General features: G+C 47.1%; 19 protein-coding genes, 1 tRNA gene and 1 rRNA gene. 16 read left to right on the forward strand and 5 right to left on the reverse strand.

Annotated features, from left to right (window positions below; all coding sequences use genetic code 11):
- Window positions 1-17: 17 nt before the first annotated feature.
- Window positions 18-133, forward strand: a 5S ribosomal RNA gene (gene rrf / locus IX95_RS25080).
- 31 nt (window positions 134-164) lie between these two features.
- Window positions 165-241, forward strand: a tRNA-Asp gene (locus tag IX95_RS25085).
- 378 nt (window positions 242-619) lie between these two features.
- On the opposite strand, the gene argE is transcribed toward IX95_RS25085, so the two are convergent.
- Window positions 620-1,756: an acetylornithine deacetylase gene (gene argE, locus IX95_RS25090; protein WP_038164990.1), complete on the reverse strand. Its 1,137-nt coding sequence runs from the start codon at window positions 1,754-1,756 to the stop codon at window positions 620-622.
- Window positions 1,757-1,910: 154 nt separating this feature from the next.
- Between argE and argC the strand changes: the two genes are divergently transcribed.
- The 4 genes from argC to argH all read left to right on the forward strand — a co-directional run bounded on the left by argC (window position 1,911) and on the right by argH (window position 7,166).
- Window positions 1,911-2,915 carry an N-acetyl-gamma-glutamyl-phosphate reductase gene (gene argC / locus IX95_RS25095; RefSeq protein WP_038165057.1) on the forward strand — a complete coding sequence of 335 codons (1,005 nt, stop codon included), beginning with the start codon at window positions 1,911-1,913 and terminating at the stop codon, window positions 2,913-2,915.
- 23 nt (window positions 2,916-2,938) lie between these two features.
- Complete coding sequence (argB, locus tag IX95_RS25100; protein ID WP_038164994.1) at window positions 2,939-3,733, forward strand: acetylglutamate kinase; 795 nt, start codon at window positions 2,939-2,941, stop codon at window positions 3,731-3,733.
- Window positions 3,734-3,829: 96 nt separating this feature from the next.
- Entirely contained in the window at window positions 3,830-5,044 is a 1,215-nt protein-coding gene (locus tag IX95_RS25105; protein ID WP_038164996.1) for an argininosuccinate synthase, read from the forward strand.
- Window positions 5,045-5,291: 247 nt separating this feature from the next.
- Complete coding sequence (gene argH, locus IX95_RS25110) at window positions 5,292-7,166, forward strand: argininosuccinate lyase (protein ID WP_038164999.1); 1,875 nt, start codon at window positions 5,292-5,294, stop codon at window positions 7,164-7,166.
- A gap of 195 nt (window positions 7,167-7,361) precedes the next feature.
- Here the strand turns inward: argH and IX95_RS26175 are convergent, their stop codons facing one another.
- Complete coding sequence (locus IX95_RS26175) at window positions 7,362-7,616, reverse strand: DUF3624 domain-containing protein (RefSeq protein ID WP_038509266.1); 255 nt, start codon at window positions 7,614-7,616, stop codon at window positions 7,362-7,364.
- Window positions 7,617-7,680: 64 nt separating this feature from the next.
- On the opposite strand from IX95_RS26175, the gene IX95_RS25120 reads away from it, so the two are divergent.
- Window positions 7,681-8,028, forward strand: coding sequence for a RidA family protein (locus tag IX95_RS25120; protein ID WP_006957166.1), 348 nt, complete (start codon window positions 7,681-7,683; stop codon window positions 8,026-8,028).
- A gap of 56 nt (window positions 8,029-8,084) precedes the next feature.
- Here the strand turns inward: IX95_RS25120 and IX95_RS25125 are convergent, their stop codons facing one another.
- Both IX95_RS25125 and IX95_RS25130 read right to left on the reverse strand, forming a co-directional pair.
- Window positions 8,085-9,542 carry a dihydrolipoyl dehydrogenase gene (locus IX95_RS25125; protein ID WP_038165004.1) on the reverse strand — a complete coding sequence of 486 codons (1,458 nt, stop codon included), beginning with the start codon at window positions 9,540-9,542 and terminating at the stop codon, window positions 8,085-8,087.
- A 151-nt stretch (window positions 9,543-9,693) separates the two neighbouring features.
- Window positions 9,694-10,422, reverse strand: a complete 729-nt coding sequence (locus tag IX95_RS25130; protein WP_019278114.1) for a redoxin family protein — start codon at window positions 10,420-10,422, stop codon at window positions 9,694-9,696.
- A 174-nt stretch (window positions 10,423-10,596) separates the two neighbouring features.
- Here IX95_RS25130 and oxyR point away from each other — a divergent pair, with 174 nt between their 5' ends.
- The gene (gene oxyR, locus IX95_RS25135; RefSeq protein ID WP_038165007.1) at window positions 10,597-11,487 is read left to right on the forward strand and encodes a DNA-binding transcriptional regulator OxyR; all 891 of its coding nucleotides are present in this window, start codon (window positions 10,597-10,599) and stop codon (window positions 11,485-11,487) included.
- A 59-nt stretch (window positions 11,488-11,546) separates the two neighbouring features.
- On the opposite strand, the gene IX95_RS25140 is transcribed toward oxyR, so the two are convergent.
- The gene (locus IX95_RS25140) at window positions 11,547-14,069 is read right to left on the reverse strand and encodes a penicillin-binding protein 1A (protein ID WP_038165010.1); all 2,523 of its coding nucleotides are present in this window, start codon (window positions 14,067-14,069) and stop codon (window positions 11,547-11,549) included.
- Window positions 14,070-14,208: 139 nt separating this feature from the next.
- Between IX95_RS25140 and pilM the strand changes: the two genes are divergently transcribed.
- The 8 genes from pilM to IX95_RS25180 all read left to right on the forward strand — a co-directional run bounded on the left by pilM (window position 14,209) and on the right by IX95_RS25180 (window position 21,494).
- On the forward strand, window positions 14,209-15,126 hold the full coding sequence (gene pilM, locus IX95_RS25145) for a pilus assembly protein PilM (RefSeq protein ID WP_038165013.1): 918 nt from the start codon (window positions 14,209-14,211) through the stop codon (window positions 15,124-15,126).
- Window positions 15,116-15,673, forward strand: a complete 558-nt coding sequence (locus IX95_RS25150; protein ID WP_038165016.1) for a PilN domain-containing protein — start codon at window positions 15,116-15,118, stop codon at window positions 15,671-15,673. The genes pilM and IX95_RS25150 overlap by 11 nt, the downstream gene beginning before the upstream one ends.
- On the forward strand, window positions 15,666-16,256 hold the full coding sequence (gene pilO / locus IX95_RS25155) for a type 4a pilus biogenesis protein PilO (protein WP_038165019.1): 591 nt from the start codon (window positions 15,666-15,668) through the stop codon (window positions 16,254-16,256). The genes IX95_RS25150 and pilO overlap by 8 nt, the downstream gene beginning before the upstream one ends.
- Window positions 16,246-16,758, forward strand: a complete 513-nt coding sequence (locus IX95_RS25160) for a pilus assembly protein PilP (RefSeq protein WP_038165022.1) — start codon at window positions 16,246-16,248, stop codon at window positions 16,756-16,758. The genes pilO and IX95_RS25160 overlap by 11 nt, the downstream gene beginning before the upstream one ends.
- A gap of 12 nt (window positions 16,759-16,770) precedes the next feature.
- Window positions 16,771-18,135, forward strand: a complete 1,365-nt coding sequence (locus tag IX95_RS25165; RefSeq protein WP_081885484.1) for a type IV pilus secretin PilQ family protein — start codon at window positions 16,771-16,773, stop codon at window positions 18,133-18,135.
- 176 nt (window positions 18,136-18,311) lie between these two features.
- The gene (aroK, locus tag IX95_RS25170) at window positions 18,312-18,830 is read left to right on the forward strand and encodes a shikimate kinase AroK (RefSeq protein WP_006957155.1); all 519 of its coding nucleotides are present in this window, start codon (window positions 18,312-18,314) and stop codon (window positions 18,828-18,830) included.
- A gap of 31 nt (window positions 18,831-18,861) precedes the next feature.
- Window positions 18,862-19,950, forward strand: a complete 1,089-nt coding sequence (gene aroB, locus IX95_RS25175) for a 3-dehydroquinate synthase (protein WP_021458026.1) — start codon at window positions 18,862-18,864, stop codon at window positions 19,948-19,950.
- A 41-nt stretch (window positions 19,951-19,991) separates the two neighbouring features.
- On the forward strand, window positions 19,992-21,494 hold the full coding sequence (locus IX95_RS25180) for an SPOR domain-containing protein (protein WP_038165026.1): 1,503 nt from the start codon (window positions 19,992-19,994) through the stop codon (window positions 21,492-21,494).
- Window positions 21,495-21,511 lie beyond the last annotated feature (17 nt).

A 21,511-nucleotide genomic window follows, 5' to 3' on the forward strand; every position in this document is an offset into this window, starting at 1 on the left:
CCGAATTAAAGAATTTGCTTGGCGACCATAGCGTTGTGGACCCACCTGATTCCATGCCGAACTCAGAAGTGAAACGCAATAGCGCCGATGGTAGTGTGGGGCTTCCCCATGTGAGAGTAGGACATCGCCAGGCTTTAAATTTAGACTTAGTGTCTAACCAGTGCGGAGCGGTAGTTCAGTTGGTTAGAATACCGGCCTGTCACGCCGGGGGTCGCGGGTTCGAGTCCCGTCCGCTCCGCCACTTATTCAGAGAAAGCCCTAACAGCAATGTTAGGGCTTTTTCGTATATGAAATATTATTTGGGGTCTGTGACCAACGAGTTCCGGTTGCCCATAACCCTTAACTAACTCTCTCCACTACTGTTAGTCATTTATTGAGAAACCCAGTCTAAGGACTGGGTTTTGTTGTTTAGGGGCAAAGCTATCCACCTCAAGGGAACAAATCCAACTTGCGTTTGGCTGTAGGAATCTACAAACTCAATCGAACCGACTTTTATATAGAAGCCCAATCTCCAGATCGGGCTTCGTAGTTTTTAGAATATGAAATTTAAAGCCCGCTGCTGGCGCAACGGGCTTGTTTATATCTGGAGATGAGTGCTGAAGTACTCGTCTTAGGTTGGCTAGAAGCAATATTTATACATAGCTTTGGAAAGTATCTCGACAGTAGGGTCGATAAACTCAAACGCCAGAAATTCATCCGGTTGGTGAGCTTGGTCAATAGACCCCGGGCCAAGTACTAGCGTTGGACATAGCTGTTGAAGGAAGGGAGCTTCAGTACAGTAATTGACAGTTTCTGAGTCAGTGCCACATATCTCTTCCACGCCTCCTATAAAAGGATGATCATGCTGACATTCGTAACCAGGAATCGGTTCGTGTAGAGGTGTTATATCAATCCGGCCAGGCCATTTGGTCTCGATTTCTTTTAAGGCGCCACGAAGCATGTTATCCAAGCCATCAAGGCTTATCCCAGGCAGAGGGCGTACGTCATAATGAAGCTCACAACAACCACAGATGCGGTTAGCGCTGTCTCCACCATGAATATGACCAAGGTTAAGTGTTGGGCTTGGAATCGCGAACCCAGGATGGTGATACTCTTTGATGAGCTTGTCACGCAACTGCATCATGGCAAAAAGGATTTCATGCATGATTTCAATGGCGTTGACTCCTAAAGCCGGATCTGACGAATGGCCAGATTTGCCTGTGACTCGAATAGCATTGGCAACATGGCCTTTATGGCCTCGTATCGGAACCAAACTAGTAGGCTCCCCGATAATGCAATAGTCCGGCTTGAATGGTGCATTATCGGTAAAATGACGTGCACCAAGCATGGTTGTCTCTTCATCACAAGTCGCTAAGACATATAACGGCTTACTTTGTTTACTCCAGTCAACCTCCTTTACTGCTTCAAGAATGAAAGCAAAGAAACCTTTCATATCAGCCGTTCCTAGACCATAGAAGCGGTTATTCGCTTCGGTGAGGGCATGAGGTTCGTAATTCCAGCGGCCTTCATCGAAAGGTACTGTATCGCTGTGACCAGCCAGCAACAGACCTCCTTCACCGCTTCCTATTTTACCTAACAGATTAAACTTCCCGGGTTCGACTTCGATAATGTCGACTTCAAAACCTATGTCTTGCATCCAACTGGCAAGCTTTTCAATGACTTTTGCATTCCCTTCATCCCAACTTGGATCGGTTGAACTGATGGAAGAGGTAGAAATCAGGCCTTTGTAGACCTCAAGAAAACTGGGTATTTGCATATTAAGTTCGCTTTGCCTGTTGACATAAATCAATAATGAAGGTAAAACACATAATAAATCAGTTTTAATGAATAAAAAACCATTAAAAGCTAAGTTTATTAAATTTATAGTCACTGGTTGTGTGACGATTTTAAGGTCTTAATGGATGTCTGAGATGCTCAAAACTACAATTATTGGCGCCAGCGGTTATACCGGAGCTGAGTTAGCACTGATGGTGCATAAACACCCACAACTTACGCTATCAGGTTTATATGTATCCGCCAATAGTGTTGATGCCGGTAAATGTATCTCTGAGCTACATGGAAAACTGGCAGGTATTATCAGTCAGCCTGTAGAGCCTTTGAAAGATATCAATGATGTAGCGGCGGAAAGCGATGTGGTTTTTCTTGCTACTGCCCATGAGGTCAGCCACGACATCGCGCCTACGTTTTTGACACAAGGTTGCCAGGTATTCGACTTGTCGGGCGCTTTCCGAGTTAAGAAACACGGCTTCTATAACGAATTTTATGGCTTTGAGCATCAACATGAAGATTGGCTAGATAGCGCAGCTTACGGTCTTGCTGAGTGGAACCACAACGCTATTAAACACAGCCAGCTCATTGCTGTGCCGGGCTGTTACCCAACAGCCTCACAGCTTGCGATTAAACCTTTGGTCGAGGCGGGTTTGCTGGATTCTGTTCAGTGGCCAGTAATCAATGCAACCAGTGGTGTCTCGGGAGCTGGTCGAAAAGCATCGAAGACCAACAGTTTCTGTGAAGTGAGTTTGCAGCCTTATGGTGTGTTCAGCCACAGGCACCAACCTGAGATCGCAACTCATCTAGGGACTGAGGTAATTTTCACCCCTCACTTAGGTAACTTTAAACGTGGCATCCTTGCGACCATCACTATGAAGTTAGCTAGCGGAGTGAGTGAGCAGCAGATCTCAAAAGCATTTAATACGGCATATGAGAATAAACCTGCGGTGCGCCTGCACCAAGCGACGTTACCAAGTATTCAACATGTTGAAAATACACCTTTCTGCGATATTGGTTGGAAGGTACAAGGCGAGCATATCATTGTCGTTTCTGCGATTGATAACTTGCTTAAAGGCGCATCGAGTCAAGCGATGCAGTGTTTAAATATCCACTACGGATTTCCAGAGTTAACTGCCCTTGTATAAGCAAGTCGGTAAAGGGAAAAGTAATGACAGATAACAAACCAACTCCATTAGTGATCAAATTGGGCGGTGCAGCCCTTTCGTGTACTGAGACGTTAAGTCAGGTTTTTAGTGCAATTGCTGACTATCAGAAGCAGGCTCAGCGACGAATCGTGATCGTCCATGGAGGAGGTTATCTAGTGGACGATCTTATGGCTCAGCTTCAGATTGAAACGCTGAAAAAAGACGGGCTTCGTGTCACTCCCTATGAGCAAATTCCCTTGATAGCAGGTGCTTTAGCCGGTACGGCGAACAAGATGCTTCAGGGGCAGGCGATCAAAGACGGTTTGAATGCTGTTGGGTTATCTCTTGCTGATGGTGGGTTGTGTCAGGTTAAAGAATTGGATCCAGAACTTGGTGCTGTTGGTAAAGCGACACCAGGTAACTCTACGGTATTACAGGCGATTCTAGCTGCTGATACATTACCAATCATTAGCTCAATTGGCCTGACTGCAGAAGGTCAGATGATGAACGTCAATGCTGACCAAGCGGCGGTTGCCGTTGCAGGTGCCTTGGATGCCGAGCTTGTTCTATTGTCGGACGTCAGTGGCGTTTTGGATGGCAAAGGGCATCTGATCAAAAGTTTAGATGAGCAAGAAGCACAAAGTTTGATCAATGGGCAGGTAATCACTGACGGCATGATTGTCAAAGTCAATGCAGCACTGGAAGCGGCTAACGATTTAGGCCGACCAATAGAAGTGGCTACCTGGCGTTATCCAGAAAAGCTCGCAGAGCTGTTTGCTGGGCAAAGCATCGGGACACAATTTTTATCTAAGAATTAGTCGCTTGTGTTAAGGCACGAGCACAACAAAAAGAACGAAAAAGTCACCCGTAGCACTGACCGCCACGCGCAGAGCCGGGATTTTGGAGAAAAGAAAATGAGCAAGTTAAAAGTAAATAAAGTAGTAGTCGCATATTCTGGCGGTCTGGATACTTCAGTGATTATCCCTTGGTTGAAAGAAAACTATGATTGTGAAGTGGTCGCGTTTGTGGCCGATGTTGGTCAAGGTGCAGAAGAATTAGAAGGCATCGAAGCAAAAGCGAAGGCTTCAGGTGCATCTGAGTGTTATGTCGCTGACCTGAAAGAAGAAATGGTCGCAGACTACATCTACCCGACGCTGAAAACAGGTGCTTACTACGAAGGCAAATACTTGTTGGGTACATCGATGGCTCGCCCAATCATTGCGAAAGCTCAGGTTGAGGTTGCGCGTAAAGTAGGCGCCGATGCCCTTTGCCACGGCTGTACAGGTAAAGGTAACGACCAAGTACGTTTTGAAGGCGCTTTTGCCGCTTTGGCCCCTGATCTTCATGTGATTGCCCCTTGGCGCGAATGGGATCTGGTTAGCCGTGAAGAGTGTCTGGACTACCTTGCTGAACGCAACATTCCTTGTACGGCTTCACTAACGAAGATTTATTCACGTGATGCTAATGCATGGCACATCTCAACAGAGGGTGGTGTTCTGGAAAATACGTGGAATGCGCCTAATGAAGACTGCTGGGTTTGGACAGCCGATCCTGAGCAAGCTCCGAATGAAGCTGAATACGTGACGCTGAAAGTCGAAAAAGGCGAAGTGGTTGGCGTGGATGGTGAAAACATGACGCCATACAACGCACTTGTTTACCTGAATGAAAAAGGTGCTAAGCATGGTGTTGGCCGTATCGATATTGTAGAAAACCGTCTGGTTGGTATGAAGTCTCGTGGTTGTTATGAAACTCCGGGTGGCACGATTATGATGGAAGCGCTGCGTGCTGTTGAGCAGCTGGTACTGGATAAGACCGCATTTGAATTCCGTGAAGAACTAGGCGTTAAGGCTTCTCATCTTGTATACGACGGCCGTTGGTTCACACCATTGTGTAAATCCATTCTCGCAGCGTCAGAAGAACTGGCTCAAGATGTAAACGGTGAAGTCGTGATTAAGTTGTATAAAGGTCAAGCTACGGTGACCCAGAAGCGCTCAGTGAACAGCCTTTATTGTGAAGAGTTTGCTACTTTTGGTGAAGATGAAGTTTACGATCAAAGCCATGCAGAAGGCTTCATTCGCCTTTACTCACTGTCTAGCCGTATTCGTGCGCTGAATAGTCAGAAAAAGTAACCCTTAACTTATCTAGCTGACGAACCCATTTGCTTAGCAAATGGGTTCGTTGTTTTTTGGTAACCAAAACAACAGCGCTTAAAATGCTCATGAATAAATATGTAGAAATAATGAATTAATACTTTATTTTTGGTTTGAATTGCCGTAAGTTTGAACCATCAGAAAAATACTGGGTTTCACCCAGAAATAGCAATAGATCAAAAACTGTTCGCACTGACAGTGAGCACCGGTAATCAGGAGATACGCAATGGCATTATGGGGCGGAAGATTTACCCAAGCAGCAGACACGAGATTCAAAGAATTTAACGATTCATTGCGCTTTGATTACCGATTGGCAGAACAAGATATTGTGGGCTCAATCGCTTGGTCGAAAGCGTTGTTATCAGTGGATGTGCTTAATGAAGAAGAGCAACAGAAGCTAGAACTGGCGTTGAATGAACTTAAGCTAGAAGTGATGGAAGATCCTCATCAGATCCTTCGTTCTGACGCGGAAGATATCCATTCATGGGTTGAGCAACAACTGATTGGCAAAGTGGGTGACTTAGGCAAAAAACTGCACACAGGCCGTTCTAGAAACGATCAGGTCGCGACTGACCTTAAACTCTGGTGTCGTCAGCAAGGTCAACAGCTACTGATGGCATTGGACCGTCTGCAATCTCAAATGGTATCGGTCGCGAAAGAGCATCAGGCAACGGTTCTGCCGGGCTACACGCACTTGCAACGTGCCCAGCCAGTGACGTTTGCTCATTGGTGTTTGGCTTATGTGGAAATGTTCGAGCGGGACTACTCGCGTCTTCATGATGCCATCGAACGTTTAGATACCTGCCCGCTTGGCTCTGGTGCTTTGGCGGGAACGGCTTATCCTATCGACCGGGAGCAACTGGCACATTACCTTGGCTTTCGCCGTGCGACACGTAACTCACTGGATTCGGTCTCCGACCGTGATCATGTTATGGAGCTGATGTCGGTAGCTTCTATCTCTATGCTTCACTTGTCGCGTTTGGCAGAAGATATGATTTTCTACAACTCGGGTGAGTCAAACTTTATTGAGCTGGCGGATACTGTGACCTCTGGATCGTCGTTGATGCCACAAAAGAAAAACCCAGATGCGCTGGAGCTGATCCGTGGTAAGACAGGGCGGGTCTACGGCTCACTGGCTGGCATGATGATGACGGTGAAAGCATTGCCGCTCGCTTACAACAAAGATATGCAGGAAGACAAAGAAGGGCTGTTCGACGCACTAGACACCTGGAACGACTGTATGGAAATGGCAGCGCTTTGTTTTGATGGCATCAAAGTAAACGGCGAGCGCACATTGGAAGCCGCGAAACAAGGCTATGCCAATGCCACTGAGTTGGCAGATTATCTGGTGGCTAAAGGCATCCCATTCCGTGAAGCACACCATATTGTGGGTGTTGCAGTAGTGGGGGCCATTGCGAAAGGTTGTGCGTTAGAAGAACTGTCGATTGCGGAACTGAAAGAGTTCTCCTCAGTCATAGAAGAAGATGTTTACAGCATACTGACGATAGAATCATGCCTTGAGAAGCGTAGTGCTCTGGGTGGGGTCTCTCCAAAGCAAGTCGCTCATGCGGTCGAGCAAGCGGAAGGACGCCTTATCAAGCGGGATACCTCTGCGGTAAATGTTCGTCCTGCGCGTTTAACGGATATTGAAGCGCTAGAAGGTATGGTGACCTACTGGGCGAATATGGGGGAGAACTTACCTCGTTCACGCAGTGAGTTGGTGAGAGATATTGGCTCTTTCGCCGTTGCAGAGCACCATGGTGAGGTGACTGGATGTGCGTCGCTCTATGTCTATGACTCTGGGCTGGCCGAGATTCGTTCACTGGGTGTCGAAGCGGGTTGGCAAGGGCAAGGTCAAGGAAGCGCGATTGTACAGTACTTGGTGGAAAAAGCGCGCCAGATGGCGATCAAGAAAGTGTTCGTCCTGACTCGTACGCCTGAGTTCTTTATGAAGCAAAGTTTTCTACCGACATCGAAGTCGCTATTACCGGAGAAAGTGCTTAAAGATTGTGATCAGTGCCCTCGTCAGCACGCTTGTGATGAAGTGGCGCTAGAAGTGAATCTGGTTGAGAAATCCATCGCGCGAGCAAATGTTGCTTAACGTATTGATGGTTAAGGTTTTCGAAGAAAGATCAAAAAAGATCGAATGTTTTTGGGAACCTTATTCAAAAGGCAGGGTCTATTAAAGTACCACTGCTTTTTCTTAGAAGAATCTAAGAGAGCCCCAGAATCGACGTTGATTTTGGGGCTTTTTTCTTTTCTCGTACCGAGAATGTTTCCCCAAAACCCATTACCTCTAACCTTTTTTGTTTCTGCGTCGCCAAGGCAAAATGACAAAGCGCATCCAGAGGTGAAGGAACAACAAGCCGTTAAATGCGAACCCTGCGATGATCAAAGCGATGGACTCTATGCTTTGAGGGCTATCCCTGAAGGCAAACCACCAGATAACCCAGCACAATACCGATAGCACAGTAAGCTGATCCATACATCGTTGACAACGGCCTATTTTTTTCCAGAACCAGTTGCTGTTTTTACAGTAGTCGCATGTCATGAGCATCGTTTATTGGGTAACATGTGCTTTGATAATATCTCAAGCTAACGTGAAAGTGATAAAAATGATCGAACGTCAACAAACTAAACAACGTATGAGCCGTATCGTGAAGCATAACGGCACGATTTACCTATGTGGGCAAGTGTGTGCGGATGCGACTAAAGGCATTACTGAACAGACGCAAACTATGTTGGATAAAGTTGAAGAGCTGCTGCTTGAAGCTGGCAGTGACAAGGAGCATATGCTGTCTGCGACGATTTATTTGAAGGACATGAAAGACTTCCAGGAAATGAATGCGGTATGGGATGCATGGGTTCCTGAAGGTCACGCTCCGGCTCGTGCATGTGTTACTGCTGATATGGCGCGCGAAGCCTTGTTGGTAGAGATCTCTGTGATTGCAGCTGAGAAATAACGAGTCTATATGTAAAAAACGAGCCAATTGGCTCGTTTTTTATTGTCTGTTTAGGGTTAGCAACCCGGTCCACAATCAAGACAGTGTTTAATCATCTCTGGGCCTAAGTGCAGTTTCGCATTCAGGTCGCGCAGAGCAGTGCGAACCCCTTCTTCAATCACCGGGTGATAGAAAGGCATATCGAGCATTTCTGAAACGGTCATCTTATTTTGATGTGCCCAAGCCAGTAAGTGCGCAAGATGTTCAGCATTAGGTCCTATCATTTCGGCTCCTAGGAAACGCCCGGTCCCTTGTTCACCATAGACATGCAAGACGCCTTTGTTGCGCAGCATAACGCGTGAGCGGCCCTGACCTTCAAACGACACTTCTCCTGTCGCGAAGCAGCCACAGTTGCCTAGACGAGTTTCAAGTTGCTTAAAGGATTCACCTACCATTGCAATCTGAGGGTCAGAGAATACCGCCGAGATTGACGAACGACGTAATCCTGCTCGGATATCTGGATAACGACCTGCATTGTCACCAGCAATTCGGCCTTGATCTGCTGCTTCGTGGAGCAACGGAATCTGGTTACTGGCATCGCCGGCGATAAAAATATTGTCTACCGATGTTTGCAGCGTGTAATGATCCGCTGTTGGTACGCCGCGTTCATCAAGGGCAACTTGGGTATTTTCGATTGCCAACTGATCGACGTTTGGACGGCGACCCGTTGCAGCAAGTACATAGTCAACAATGAAGGTTTCCAATTCGCCATCGTGATTGATGAATTGGATCTCGACTTTATCTTCACCTTCTATGCGTTGCATGCTTTCGACTTTCACGTCAGCATCAAGATAGAACTCTTCTTTAAACGCTTTGTCGGCATAGGCCATCACTTCAGGATCTGTTAGCGGCCCTACCTGACCACCGAGGCCGAACAGTTTGACCTTAACGCCGAGCCGATGCAGTGCTTGCCCCAGTTCAAGGCCGATCACCCCCGGTCCAAATACGGCCACCGATTCAGGCAGATCATCCCAATCAAACACATCGTCATTGATGATCAAACGATCCCCTAGCTCATTCCAGACACCCGGATAAGCCGGGCGAGAGCCTGTTGCAATCACAATACGTTTGGCCGTGATCTGGGTATGGTCATCCACCATCAATGTGTTGTTGTCGACAAACTTAGCGTAGCCAGAGATTTTGTCTTCAGCTGGGATTTCATCTACACCTTCAAGTACAAAGCCAACGAAGCGATCACGTTCTCTCTTGACGCGATCCATGACTTCACGACCATTGATGACAATCTCACCTTGCGGATGGATACCAAATCCCGGTGCTTTTTCTATCTGATGCACGCTTTCTGCAGCCGCGATCAGCAGCTTAGAGGGCATACACCCCACTCGAGCACAGGTTGTTCCGTATGGTCCATCTTCAATCATAACGACACTTGAGGTATGCGCTTTGGCTGAGCGGTATGCGCCTAGACCGGCTGTACCACCACCAATAATGGCAACATCGACATTGAGCTGTTTCATTGTTAGTTCTCGCTTTGTCTGTCCAGGCTTCCTAGCCAACCTGGGGAGATGAATTTGAGTCCGCTACCAGAGTGAAACTCAGATAGAGGCTGGGCTCTGCAATAGATTCCCCGACCTTAGGTAAGGCTGGAGAATCGAGGGAGCGATATAATTAGCCTAGGTAAGATTCAAGCTCTTCGCTGCCACCAATGTGCTTACCACCAATGAAGACCTGAGGTACTGTCGTACGGCCTGAGATAGCACGTAAACTTACTGTTGTTGCATCTTTACCCAGAATCACTTCCTCATACTGAAGACCGTGGTCGATAAGGTTTTGTTTCGCCTTGGCACAGAAAGGGCAGCCTGGTTTAGTGAATACAGTGATCGATTCCTGCGTTTTGTAGTTAGGTGCGATGTAATTCAGCATAGTATCAGCATCAGACACTTTGAACGGGTCGCCTGGCTCGTTTGGCTCAATGAACATTTTCTCCACCACGCCATTTTTCACCAGCATGCTGTAGCGCCATGAGCGTTTGCCAAAACCAAGATCGTTCTTGTCAACCAGTAGCCCCATACCATCTGTGAATTCACCGTTACCATCTGGTAGGAAAGTGATGTTGTCTGCTTCCTGGTCATTTTTCCAAGCGTTCATCACAAAAGTGTCATTCACAGAGACACAGATAATTTCGTCAACGCCGTGGTCTTGAAAGACTGGGAACAACTCGTTGTAGCGAGGCAGGTGACTCGATGAACAGGTTGGTGTAAATGCACCTGGCAGGCTGAACAGGATCACTGTTTTGCCTTTAAACAGCTCATCGCTGGTGACATTAACCCAAGCATCACCTTGACGAGTTGGGAATGTAACTTGTGGAACGTTTTGACCTTCTTTTGACGCAAACATAGTAGTGTCCTTTGGTAGATTCTGATTAATTCGTATTAGAGCTTAGCGTGCTTTTGCTAAGTGGCTTTGTTTCGATGAGGTTATTATTCTAAATTTCCTTTGATAGCTCTAATCGTTTAATGCTATGGTTTTGATAGATGTTTTCTATCGTATCGAGATAGGTAAATTAGCAAGATGAATATCCGTGATTTTGAGTATCTGGTAGCGCTCGCTGAGCACAACCACTTCCGTAAGGCCGCTGAAGCCTGCTTTGTCAGCCAGCCGACGTTGAGCGGGCAGATCCGTAAATTGGAAGATGAATTGGGTACAGCTTTACTAGAGCGTAGTAGTCGTCGAGTATTGTTTACTGATGCCGGTCTACAACTGGTGGATCAAGCCAAACGTATTCTGTCAGAAGTAAAAACCTTTCGTGATATGGCGAATGGTCAAGGCGAAGCCATGACAGGGCCAATGCACATAGGTTTTATTCCAACTGTTGGTCCTTATCTATTGCCGAAAATCGTACCGACGTTGAAGGAGCAATTCCCTGATCTAGAACTGTTCTTACATGAAGCACAGACTCACCAGTTGGTGCGTCAGTTGGAAGATGGCAAGCTCGATTGTCTGGTTTTAGCATCGGTGGCCGAAACCGCCCCATTCAAAGAAATTGCAGTATATGAAGAGCCATTGAGCGTGGCCGTGCCTTGCGATCACGAATGGTCTGGTCTTGAAGAGATCGATATGCTGGAACTGAATGGCAAAACCGTGCTTGCACTGGGTGATGGGCATTGCCTGCGCGATCAGGCGCTGGGTTTTTGTTTTGCCGCTGGGGCAAAAGATGATGAGCGTTTCAAAGCGACGAGTCTTGAAACTCTGCGTAACATGGTCGCTGCAGGTGCCGGTATCACTCTGTTACCCGAGCTATCGCTACCGAAAGAAAAGCAAAAAGATGGTGTGTGTTATGTCCGAGCGACTAACCCAGTGCCTTCTCGAAGTATTGTTCTGGCGTACCGCCCTGGTTCGCCGCTACGTGCGCGTTTCGAACAGCTGGCCGAAGCAATAAAGCATCAGCTTGAAGCCAAGTAAATCCAGCGAACAAAAAAGGGCGGATGTCATGACATCCGCCCTTTCTGTTTTGATGCTGGTTAGAACAACTCTTCACTTTCAGCAGAGGTGTAGATGCTGTCAGTAATTTCATCAGTGACGTACTCAGTCGGCTCTGTCCCTTCAAGGAAGTACTCAAACATCGAGCTTGAGTCGAATTTGTTGGTCAGCAGCCCTGAATCACGGTCAATTCTTACGCGAACAATATTCGGCGGTATGATTTTCTGCTGAGCAGGGACACCCGCTAGGGCGGTGTGCATGAAGTCAACCCAAGCTGGCTGAGCGGTTTTCGCGCCGGCTTCGGCACCAGAAATTTGCCCTTTGCCTAAATTGCTGTTTGGCTTGGTGCGGCCTAGCTTACGGTTGTGGTCATCAAAACCGACCCAGGATACTGCAACCATGCCTGGTCCATAGCCGTTGTACCACGCATCTTTCGAGTCATTGGTGGTACCCGTTTTGCCGCCCACATCGCGACGCTTCAGAGCTTGTGCTCGCCAGCCAGTACCATTCCAACCTGTACCATCTCGCCAGTTACCACCACCCCAAATGTTGCTGTACATCATTTCACGCACGAGGAACGCAGTCTGTTCAGAGATCACCTGCGGCGCGTATTGAGGTGTTTGATCATCTTGAGGCTCAACGTCTTGTTCTTGGAACTCGTTAGTGGCGGCATCCGTCGCCGTTTGTTCACAGTCTTGACGACAGATGGATTTCGGTGTCGCTTCAAACTCTACATCACCAAACGGGCCTTCCACTTTACTGATGTAATGTGGTTCAACGTAGTAGCCGCCATTAGCAAACACTGAATAGCCTTGTGCCATCTTCATTGGTGTCAGACTGCCTGCACCAAGAGCAATCGTCTCAGAGCGTGGTACTTGATCAATATCGAAGCCAAATCGAGTCAGATACTGGCGCGTTTCGTCTAAGCCCACTTCACGCAGCACGCGCACTGCCATAACGTTTTTAGATTGTGCTAAGCCGATTCTTAAGCGAGTTGGTCCGATGTAGGTCGGAGGCGAGTTTTTCGGGCGCCATGCTGTCCCTTGGCTCTTATCCCACTGGTTGATTGGCGCATCATTGACCAATGTCGCCAGAGTCAGGCCCTTATCGATTGCCGCTGAGTAAATAAACGGTTTGATGCTGGAGCCAACCTGACGCACGGATTGCGTAGCGCGGTTGAACTTATTGTGAACGAAGTTGAAACCGCCAACCAGAGACAAGACTGCGCCATTTTCTGGGTCCATAGCAACAAAAGCGGTATTGGCATTTGGCACCTGGCTTAAGTGCCAAGCTGTTTGCGCTTCGCCATCTTCAACAGGTGTTTCTACCTGACGGACCCAAATTTGTTCACCTTCTTCCAGTACATCCGTGACCGCTTTTGGTGCTGGGCCTTGGCGGTCATCGGTGAGGAATTTACGCGCCCACTTGATGCCATCCCATTCGAGAGTTTTGACGCCTTGGTTTTTCACCCAGACAGTTGCTTGTTGAGCTGTGACTTGTATGACGACCGCAGGGAGTAGGGAGCCGTAGGTTGGCACTCGGTCTAAAGTGTCGTCAATTTTTTGTTCATCGAATGCTGTCTGACCTGCTTTCCACAGGACTTTTTCAGCGCCGCGGTACCCGTGACGTTCATCGTACGCTAGCAGGTTATTGATCGCCGCTTCATTGGCTGCAGACTGTAGTTTAGAATCCACCGTCGTGTAGACATTCATTCCTGAGCTGTAAGCTTCTTCGCCGTAACGCGCTACCATCCACGCACGAGCCAGCTCAGCTACATAAGGCGCACTCAGTTCAATCTCTGCGCCATGGTAGCGCGACATGATCTCTTCAGCACGAGCCTGTTGATATTCATCTTCAGTGATGTACTTTTCATCCAGCATACGCTTAAGGACAACGTTGCGGCGGCTGGTGGCACGCTGAAGCGAGTAGATAGGGTTCATGGTTGATGGGGCCTTTGGCATGCCCGCCAAGGTGGCAATTTCACTCAACGTAAGGTTTTGCAGGTCTTTGCCAAAGTAAGTCTGCGCTGCTGCGCCAAAGCCATACGAACGGTAACCTAAGAAAATTTTATTCACGTACAGCTCAAGGATCTCTTCTTTACTCAGCAGTTGTTCAATGTGAATAGCGATAAAGATCTCTTTAATTTTTCGCATGATCTTTTTGTCATTGGACAAGAAGAAGTTACGCGCTAGCTGCTGAGTGATCGTACTCGCGCCTTGCTTGGCTGAGCCTGAAAGGGCAACTACAACGGCGGCACGTGCGATACCAATAGGGTCGATGCCGGGATGATCGTAGAAACGGCTGTCTTCTGTTGCGATCAGCGCTTCAATCAGGTGTGGGGGAATTTCATCATAGGTGACTGGAATACGTCGCTTCTCACCGAACTGTGAGATCAGCTTGCCGTCTTGAGTGAATATCTGCATTGGTGTCTGCAGTTTGACATCTTTTAAAGTCGCCACATCGGGCAACTCTGGTTTTACGTAGAAGTAGAAACCAACAATGGTTCCGACCCCAAGTACCGTGCAAACCAATACGAAAATAAACAATCGCTTTATGAACTTCACCGGAGAATCCCTGATTAATTAAGCTTACGTTATGCAAACCTAGGTAGTTTAAGCTAAAACGTAGCTCAAATCTGTTTATGTGCTTACTAAATCAACGATTTAAGCCTAAGCGCTAAGCAAGTTTATGGAGCTGAGCTATATGGGTAAATCACTAATTACAGGCATAGATATCAGCCACCAGAGTATCAAAGCGGTGGTCTTAAAGCCTGAAAAAGACACTTTTGCACTTGTTGGTTATCACCAAATGCCAGTCGAAGCGGACATTTTCACTGATAACTACAGGTTAAATTATCAGAAAATTGTAAAGAAACTCAAAGAACTAAGAAAGGCTTTGCCACTATTTAGTCGCAAAGTGTGTCTGAGTGTTCCTGATAGTTCAGTAATAAGTAAGCAATTACAAATAGATAGCAATTTGAGTGATGCCGAATGCCAGTTCGCTATTACTCAAGCTTTTGCGAGGCAGTCGTCTGTGGATGTGGAAGCGCTGTATTTGGATTTTACCTTACTGTCCCACAATAAGGAGCAAGATTATCAAGTCTACGCGGTGAGAAAAGGGTGTGTGGATAGTCGGGTTGCGCCATGTCTTAAAGCGGGTATGAAGCCTGTTCTGATCAACCCCTTTTCACATAACCTTGCGCGGTTATGGCAACGTGCTGCAAAACAATATCAACAGTCCAATTGGTTGCTGATTGACTTCAACTGGCACGGAATCGCGTTGTATTGTGAAGCTGAGCCACTGCGCCTGATAGACAAAACGTTCAGCCTAGAAAGTCTGGAACACGATGTCATTCACAAGACATTAGAAAAGTTAGTTCTCCATATTCAGCTACTGGATATCAAACCCGATGGGGTTTGGCTAAGTGGTGAAATACATTTCTTCTCTTCGTTTATTCAAACAATGGAGTCCGATGCGGGATTGTCGTGTATTCCGCTCAAGCTGGATGATTTGTGCCGCTGCAAGCAAGAAACGAGAGCAGATTTCGGCCCTCAATTTTCCCAAGCACTTGGGCTGGCGTTAAGTGGTGCTTCTTGGTTGGAGAAGCATAATGCAGCTTAATATCAATCTGATGCCTTGGCGTGAAAGACAACGTCAGATGCAAATCCGTCGATTCCTGCTGAGTCTTTTTGCGATGAGTGTTGTTGCTGTGTTTTGCATCGCGGGCATGAGCCGATATTTGCAGTTACAACTGGATATTCAACAGGGGAGAGTCGAGCAACTAACTAGGTGGGATAGCAAGCTAGGGCAGCAACAAGCGCAGTTAAGTGCCCTCGAAAAAGAGATAGAGGAATTGAACAGTGAGTTTGCTGCTTTACGCAGTTTGGACTCTAGGCGTTATCTAACCGCCCTGCTATTGAGTCTATTGCCAAGCGTACTCCCAAACGATATCTATCTAGAGCAGATACATACCACAGGCAGGCAAGTCAGGCTGCATGGCAATGCATCCTCAATGGAGCAGCTGTCTATGTTGTTAGAGCAGCTTAAGCGGACGCCTATGGCTGAGTCGGTCGCCATGCAATCGGTGTTACACCATCAGTCACAGAGTGAGCAAAACTATCAGGTTTTCACATTGACCTTTGAGTTAGTGGGACCAGAATATGATTGATCTACGTGATATTGAACTGGTAACGCTAGCTCAGCTACCCAAGTTCCAGCAACTTATCATGTTAGGTACTTATCTACTAGTATTGTTGTTATTGGGTTATGCCCTTCTCCTGTCCCCACAACTCGCACGATTGGATTCGCAACTGGCTAAGGAGAAACAGCAACTAAGTGCTATTCAGTCGAAAAGTCACAATGTGTCGTCTCTAGAACAACGTAAAAGTGAGCTCGAGTCGCTGCGGAAAAGAAAACATTTTCTGGAAAAACAAGTACTGCAGCCGATGGAATTAACCCAAGTTTTGAGTGACCTTCATCAAATTGCGGAGCAACATGATTTGGTGTTTCCACGCATAGTTCAGGGAAGTCAAACACATGCTGATTCCTACCTACAACGCTCGCTGCAATTTGAGCTCACAGGGCGCTACCGTCAAATTACGGCCTTCTTTCGATCAATCTTAACGTTATCTTATCCGGTTCACTTTGATGCCTTACACTGGCGAAGAGTACAGGCTGGTAGTAATACGCTGCATGTCAAAGGCCACATCTATCTCTTTCAATCTAACCATGAGATGAGTGATGCCAACTAAGTTCGTCATGCCATTCATAACACTGATATTGATCGGATGTAGAGCAAATCAACAACCTCTTGAATTGCTTGTGCCTAAAGCAGCACAGCATCAACAGGACGAGATCACTGACTTTATCCCTGTTATTGAGCGATCTCATCTACGAGTGGGTTCCGATTTTCAATCAGAGCGAGATCCTTTTGCATTGCCTCTGAGCATTTCACGCGTTCGTACCGAGAAGCCACTTTGTCAGTTGAACCCTAACGTCGCCTCAAAGGGTGAGCTGGCAGGCTATCCTCTTCAGCAACTGCGGCTGGCCGGTACGATGGGCAAAGAGCGCGAACACACTGCACTGATCGAGCTTCCTTCCGGGAACATTATTAAATCGAAGCTTGGGCATTCAATTGGTATCAACAAAGGCATCATCACCAGTATTTCCTCTGATGTGATTCAAATTCGTGAGATGGTGAAAGATCATCAAGGGTGCTGGACAGCCAGAAGTGTCAGGTTAGCGATGAACTAGGTGATATCGAAAATGGTTTGTAAGAGAGCAAGGTGGCTCAGTGTGCTGCTGTTTAGTTTGATTGTTACGCTTAATACCGCAAGAAGTGAAGAGATGAAGCATGAACTTGAGGTAGAAGAAAGCAGGACAGACAAGCTTTCCGTCAATTTTCAGGATATTCCGGTGCGCCAGGTATTGCAGCAGATTGCGGATTACAACGATTTTAATCTGGTTGTGTCAGATGCCGTGTCTGGCAATCTGACCCTGAGAGTGAAGGAGGTTCCGTGGCCACAGTTACTCGATATCATTTTGCGTATGAAGGGATTAGAGAAGCGCATGGATGGCAGTGTGTTGCTGGTGGCAACGGCGGCTGAAATTGCTCAGTTCAGACAACAAAAGTTGGAACAGGAGAAAGTCACGGCTGAGCTTCAACCGTTAGAATCTGAGATTATCGCTGTGAGGTTTGCCAAAGCGGCAGATATTGCGGCATTACTGAGCGATAGCGCTGCGACGCGGATGTTGTCTGAACGAGGGGCGATTTCAATCGATACTCGAACCAATAGCCTGTTAATTCGCGATGTTGCTATCAATATTCAAGCGATGAAGGCGGTCATTACGGCATTAGATGTGCCGGTGAAACAAGTACAAATTGAGGCGCGCATAGTCAGCTTGAATGAAGGTGATTTACAGGAGTTGGGTGTGCGTTGGGGGTTCAGTTCGACCAACGGCAGTCACAGTGTGGGAGGCTCGATAGAAAATAACTTAGCCAATCTCAATCTGTATGGTGATTCGGACTCGTCACTGGACGATTTTCTCAACGTCAACTTAGCGGCAACGTCAGTGAATGCCTCGACGATTGCTTTTCAGGTCGCCAAGCTGGGCAGTGACACTTTACTGGATTTAGAACTGTCAGCGTTACAAAGAGAATCGAGAGCGGAAGTCATTTCCAGTCCGCGTCTGATTACGACTAACAAGCAACCTGCTTACATTGAGCAGGGGACTGAAATTCCTTATTTAGAGGCGGCCTCAAGCGGTGCAACCAGTGTGAATTTTAAAAAAGCAGTCTTAAGTTTAAAAGTCACCCCGCAAATCACATCGGATAACCGCTTGATTCTCGACCTGAATGTCACCCAAGATAGGCCGGGTCAAGTGGTCAAAACCGGCACTGGGGAAGCCGTTGCGATAGACACGCAACGTATCGGTACTCAGGTACTGGTCAATAATGGCGAAACCATTGTTCTGGGAGGTATTTATCAGCACAGTGTTTCTGATACGGTCGATCAGGTGCCGTTGTTAGGCGACATTCCTTTGCTAGGTGCGCTTTTTCGACGAACTTATCAGCAAATGGGTAAGAGCGAGTTGTTGATTTTTGTAACGCCAACAGTGGTTACGCCTTAATCAATCAACAAACAGGCAAAAATAAATTTGCATTAGTGTCACCTTATCTAGATAATTTCGGGTCTTATCACGAATTATCTGTGAGGAATAGGTGCCACAAGCATATCTTTGACCAGAGAAATCTTGGTTTTCTTGTGGCGATGTCATTGAATTAACGTTGTAAATTACTGCTGAACATGGCTGAAAAACGCAATATTTTTCTTGTTGGCCCAATGGGTGCCGGCAAAAGTACAATTGGTAGACACTTGGCTCAACAACTTCATATGGAGTTTGTTGACTCGGACACTGTGATTGAAGAGCGCACTGGCGCAGATATCGCTTGGGTATTTGACGTAGAAGGCGAAGAAGGCTTCCGTGTCCGTGAAGAAAGGGTGATCAACGACCTGACAGAAGAACATGGTATTGTTCTGGCAACAGGCGGTGGTTCTATCAAGAGTAAAGAAAACCGCAACCGTTTATCGGCTCGCGGTATCGTTGTTTATTTAGAAACTACGATTGAAAAGCAACTTGCACGTACCAACCGTGACAAGAAACGTCCTCTGCTACAGACGGATAACCCTCGTGATGTGTTGGAGTCACTAGCTGGTGAACGCAACCCTCTTTACGAAGAGATCGCGGATTACACAGTACGTACTGACGATCAAAGTGCAAAAGTGGTAGCCAACCAGATCGTAAAAATGCTAGAAGAACGTTAATACGTTAAATTTTAGCAACTGGAGAATACCCATGGAACGGATTACGGTCAGTTTAGGTGAGCGTAGCTATCCAATCTCAATTGGTGCCGGATTATTCAATGATCCGGCCCACCTTTCATTTTTATCAGCAAAACAAAAAGTTGTTGTGATTACCAATGTCACGGTAGCGCCTTTGTATGCCGATAAAATCTTATCTCTTCTTGAGCAAGTGGGCTGTGAAGCCTCAGTTCTTGAGCTACCAGATGGCGAACAGTACAAATCGCTGGATACTTTCAATACCGTGATGAGCTACCTTCTCGAAGGTAATTTCGCTCGCGATGTTGTTGTCATTGCCCTTGGTGGTGGTGTGATTGGTGATTTGGTTGGCTTCTCTGCAGCGTGCTATCAGCGTGGCGTCGACTTTATCCAAATTCCGACCACTTTGTTGTCTCAGGTGGATTCGTCGGTTGGCGGTAAAACGGCGGTGAACCACAAGCTGGGTAAGAACATGATTGGTGCTTTCTACCAACCAAAGTCAGTGATCATTGATACCGACTGCCTAGCGACGCTGCCTGAACGCGAGTTTGCTGCTGGCATTGCCGAGGTAATCAAGTACGGCATCATCTACGATCAGGACTTTTTTGTCTGGTTAGAAGAGAACCTTAACAAGCTGTACGAACTCGATGAGCAAGCATTGACTTATGCCATTGCGCGCTGCTGCCAAATTAAGGCGGAAGTGGTGGCTCAAGATGAAAAAGAGTCCGGCATTCGTGCATTACTGAACCTAGGTCATACATTTGGTCATGCGATCGAAGCTGAGTTAGGTTATGGTAAATGGCTACATGGCGAAGCGGTTTCTTCCGGCACTGTGATGGCAGCAAAAACTGCGCAGCTTCAAGGGCTTATCACAGAGCAGCAAGTAGAGAGAATTCTCTCTATACTGAAGAGAGCACAATTGCCTGTGCATACACCAGACACTATGACTTTTGACGACTTCATGAAACACATGATGCGCGATAAAAAAGTGCTCTCTGGTGAACTGCGTTTAGTGTTGCCAACCAGCATCGGCAGCGCAGAAGTAGTTAAAGGTGTGCCTGAATCGGTCATCAAGCAAGCGATCGATTTTTGTCGCGATATCTAAGTTCTTTTCTTTAGACAGTGGACTGTCATTAGGATGGTTGAATGAGTTTGACGCATGAATCCCGTGTGTTGGAGTTAGATTCTCAAGTAGAATTGCTTGAGCGAATGCAATTGCTGACTAACTTCGGGTCAAACTTAGTCACTGTTGGCGGTGCATCAGGGGCCGGTAAATCTTGGCTCGCCCAACGCTACCTTGAAGCGTGGGCGTCAGATAAAAACCAATCGCTCCTGATGTGTCATCCAAGTCAGGATGACCAACAACGCCGCACCATGATTCTGACTCAGCTCTTTTCTGAGCCGATGTTCAATCCTGCCGACCCATTAGCCGAAAGTTTTGCCCGCCAGATGGAAGGGGAAAGCTGCGATGCTGTTATCGTCGTTGATGATGCCGATTTACTGCAGGAATCCTTTGTCTCTGAATTGTGGATGTTGATTCTCGAAGCGCAGGAAAATCCGGCTTGGACAATCAACGTGGTTTTGTTCGCTCAGTCCAATAGTCTTGATGTGCTACTGACCCGCCTTAGCTATGGTCAGGATCACAAGCCGATTGATTTAGAGATTGAACCGCTGACCCAGGATGAAGCGGATCGATTCTTTGAACACCTAGTGATTCGCTTTGTCGAAGATGAGAGAGAGAAGCGTGTACGTAACGCATACCGAACTGTTGCCCGTCGTCCGGGTGAGATTATGGCTTTAGGGGATCATAAAGTGGAAAAAAGGATCATTATCCGCTCAATCATTGGTTCACCAATCAATATTGCATTGGTGGTGATTACGTTGCTGGTGCTGATAGGTGGTGGTTACTGGTGGATGATGAGCCAACCTTCTCCAGATGACAAAGCGCAGCAGGTGACAGACTCTATCGAGCAGACTGTGATTCCAACGTTACCTGTTGATGCTCAATCTGACGCTGAACAGCAAGGCTCAATAAGTGAAGAGCCGGTTTCTGATCCTATGTTGTCTTCGGCAGAAGATGATTCGCAATCCCTTCCTCCGGCAGTGACCGAGCAAACTTCGAGTGTAGGTAATGCTTCAGATGATCATCAACGCGTTGTGATCACATCAGAGGTCGTGGACGCTCTGTTGGAAGGTAAGCCTGAAAAAGTCGACACGACAGCGATACAAGAAGTGGTTGAGCAATCGGTCCCTAAATCGGATGTACCTGACACAACATCGAGTGCGGTGGCTGAACCTGCCGCGCAAACTGAGGTTGCCACTCAGGTAGAAAAGCCAATTGTGAAGTTTTCTTTCACAAAAGATGAGCTGAAGAGCTTCTCCCCTCGCAGTTATACCCTTCAATTAGCCGCTGTGCGTTCTCTGGAGGATGTACAAGTCTTCTTAGATAAGCATAATTTGGCTGACAATGTGTATATATACCCGACTGTTCGCAACGAAGTAGAGTGGTTTATCATCACTTATCAAAACTATCCAACCATTCAGGTGGCGAGAGATGCCGTTGAAGCGCTTCCAGCTGATTTACAGCAGCTGGATCCTTGGGCTAAATCTCTCAGTCAGGTCCACCGTGAAATTGATCGAGTGAAATAACGCTGAGCTTAGCGGGA

Source organism: Vibrio sp. B183, from assembly GCF_000740665.1.
Taxonomy (GTDB): Bacteria; Pseudomonadota; Gammaproteobacteria; order Enterobacterales; family Vibrionaceae; genus Vibrio; species Vibrio coralliilyticus.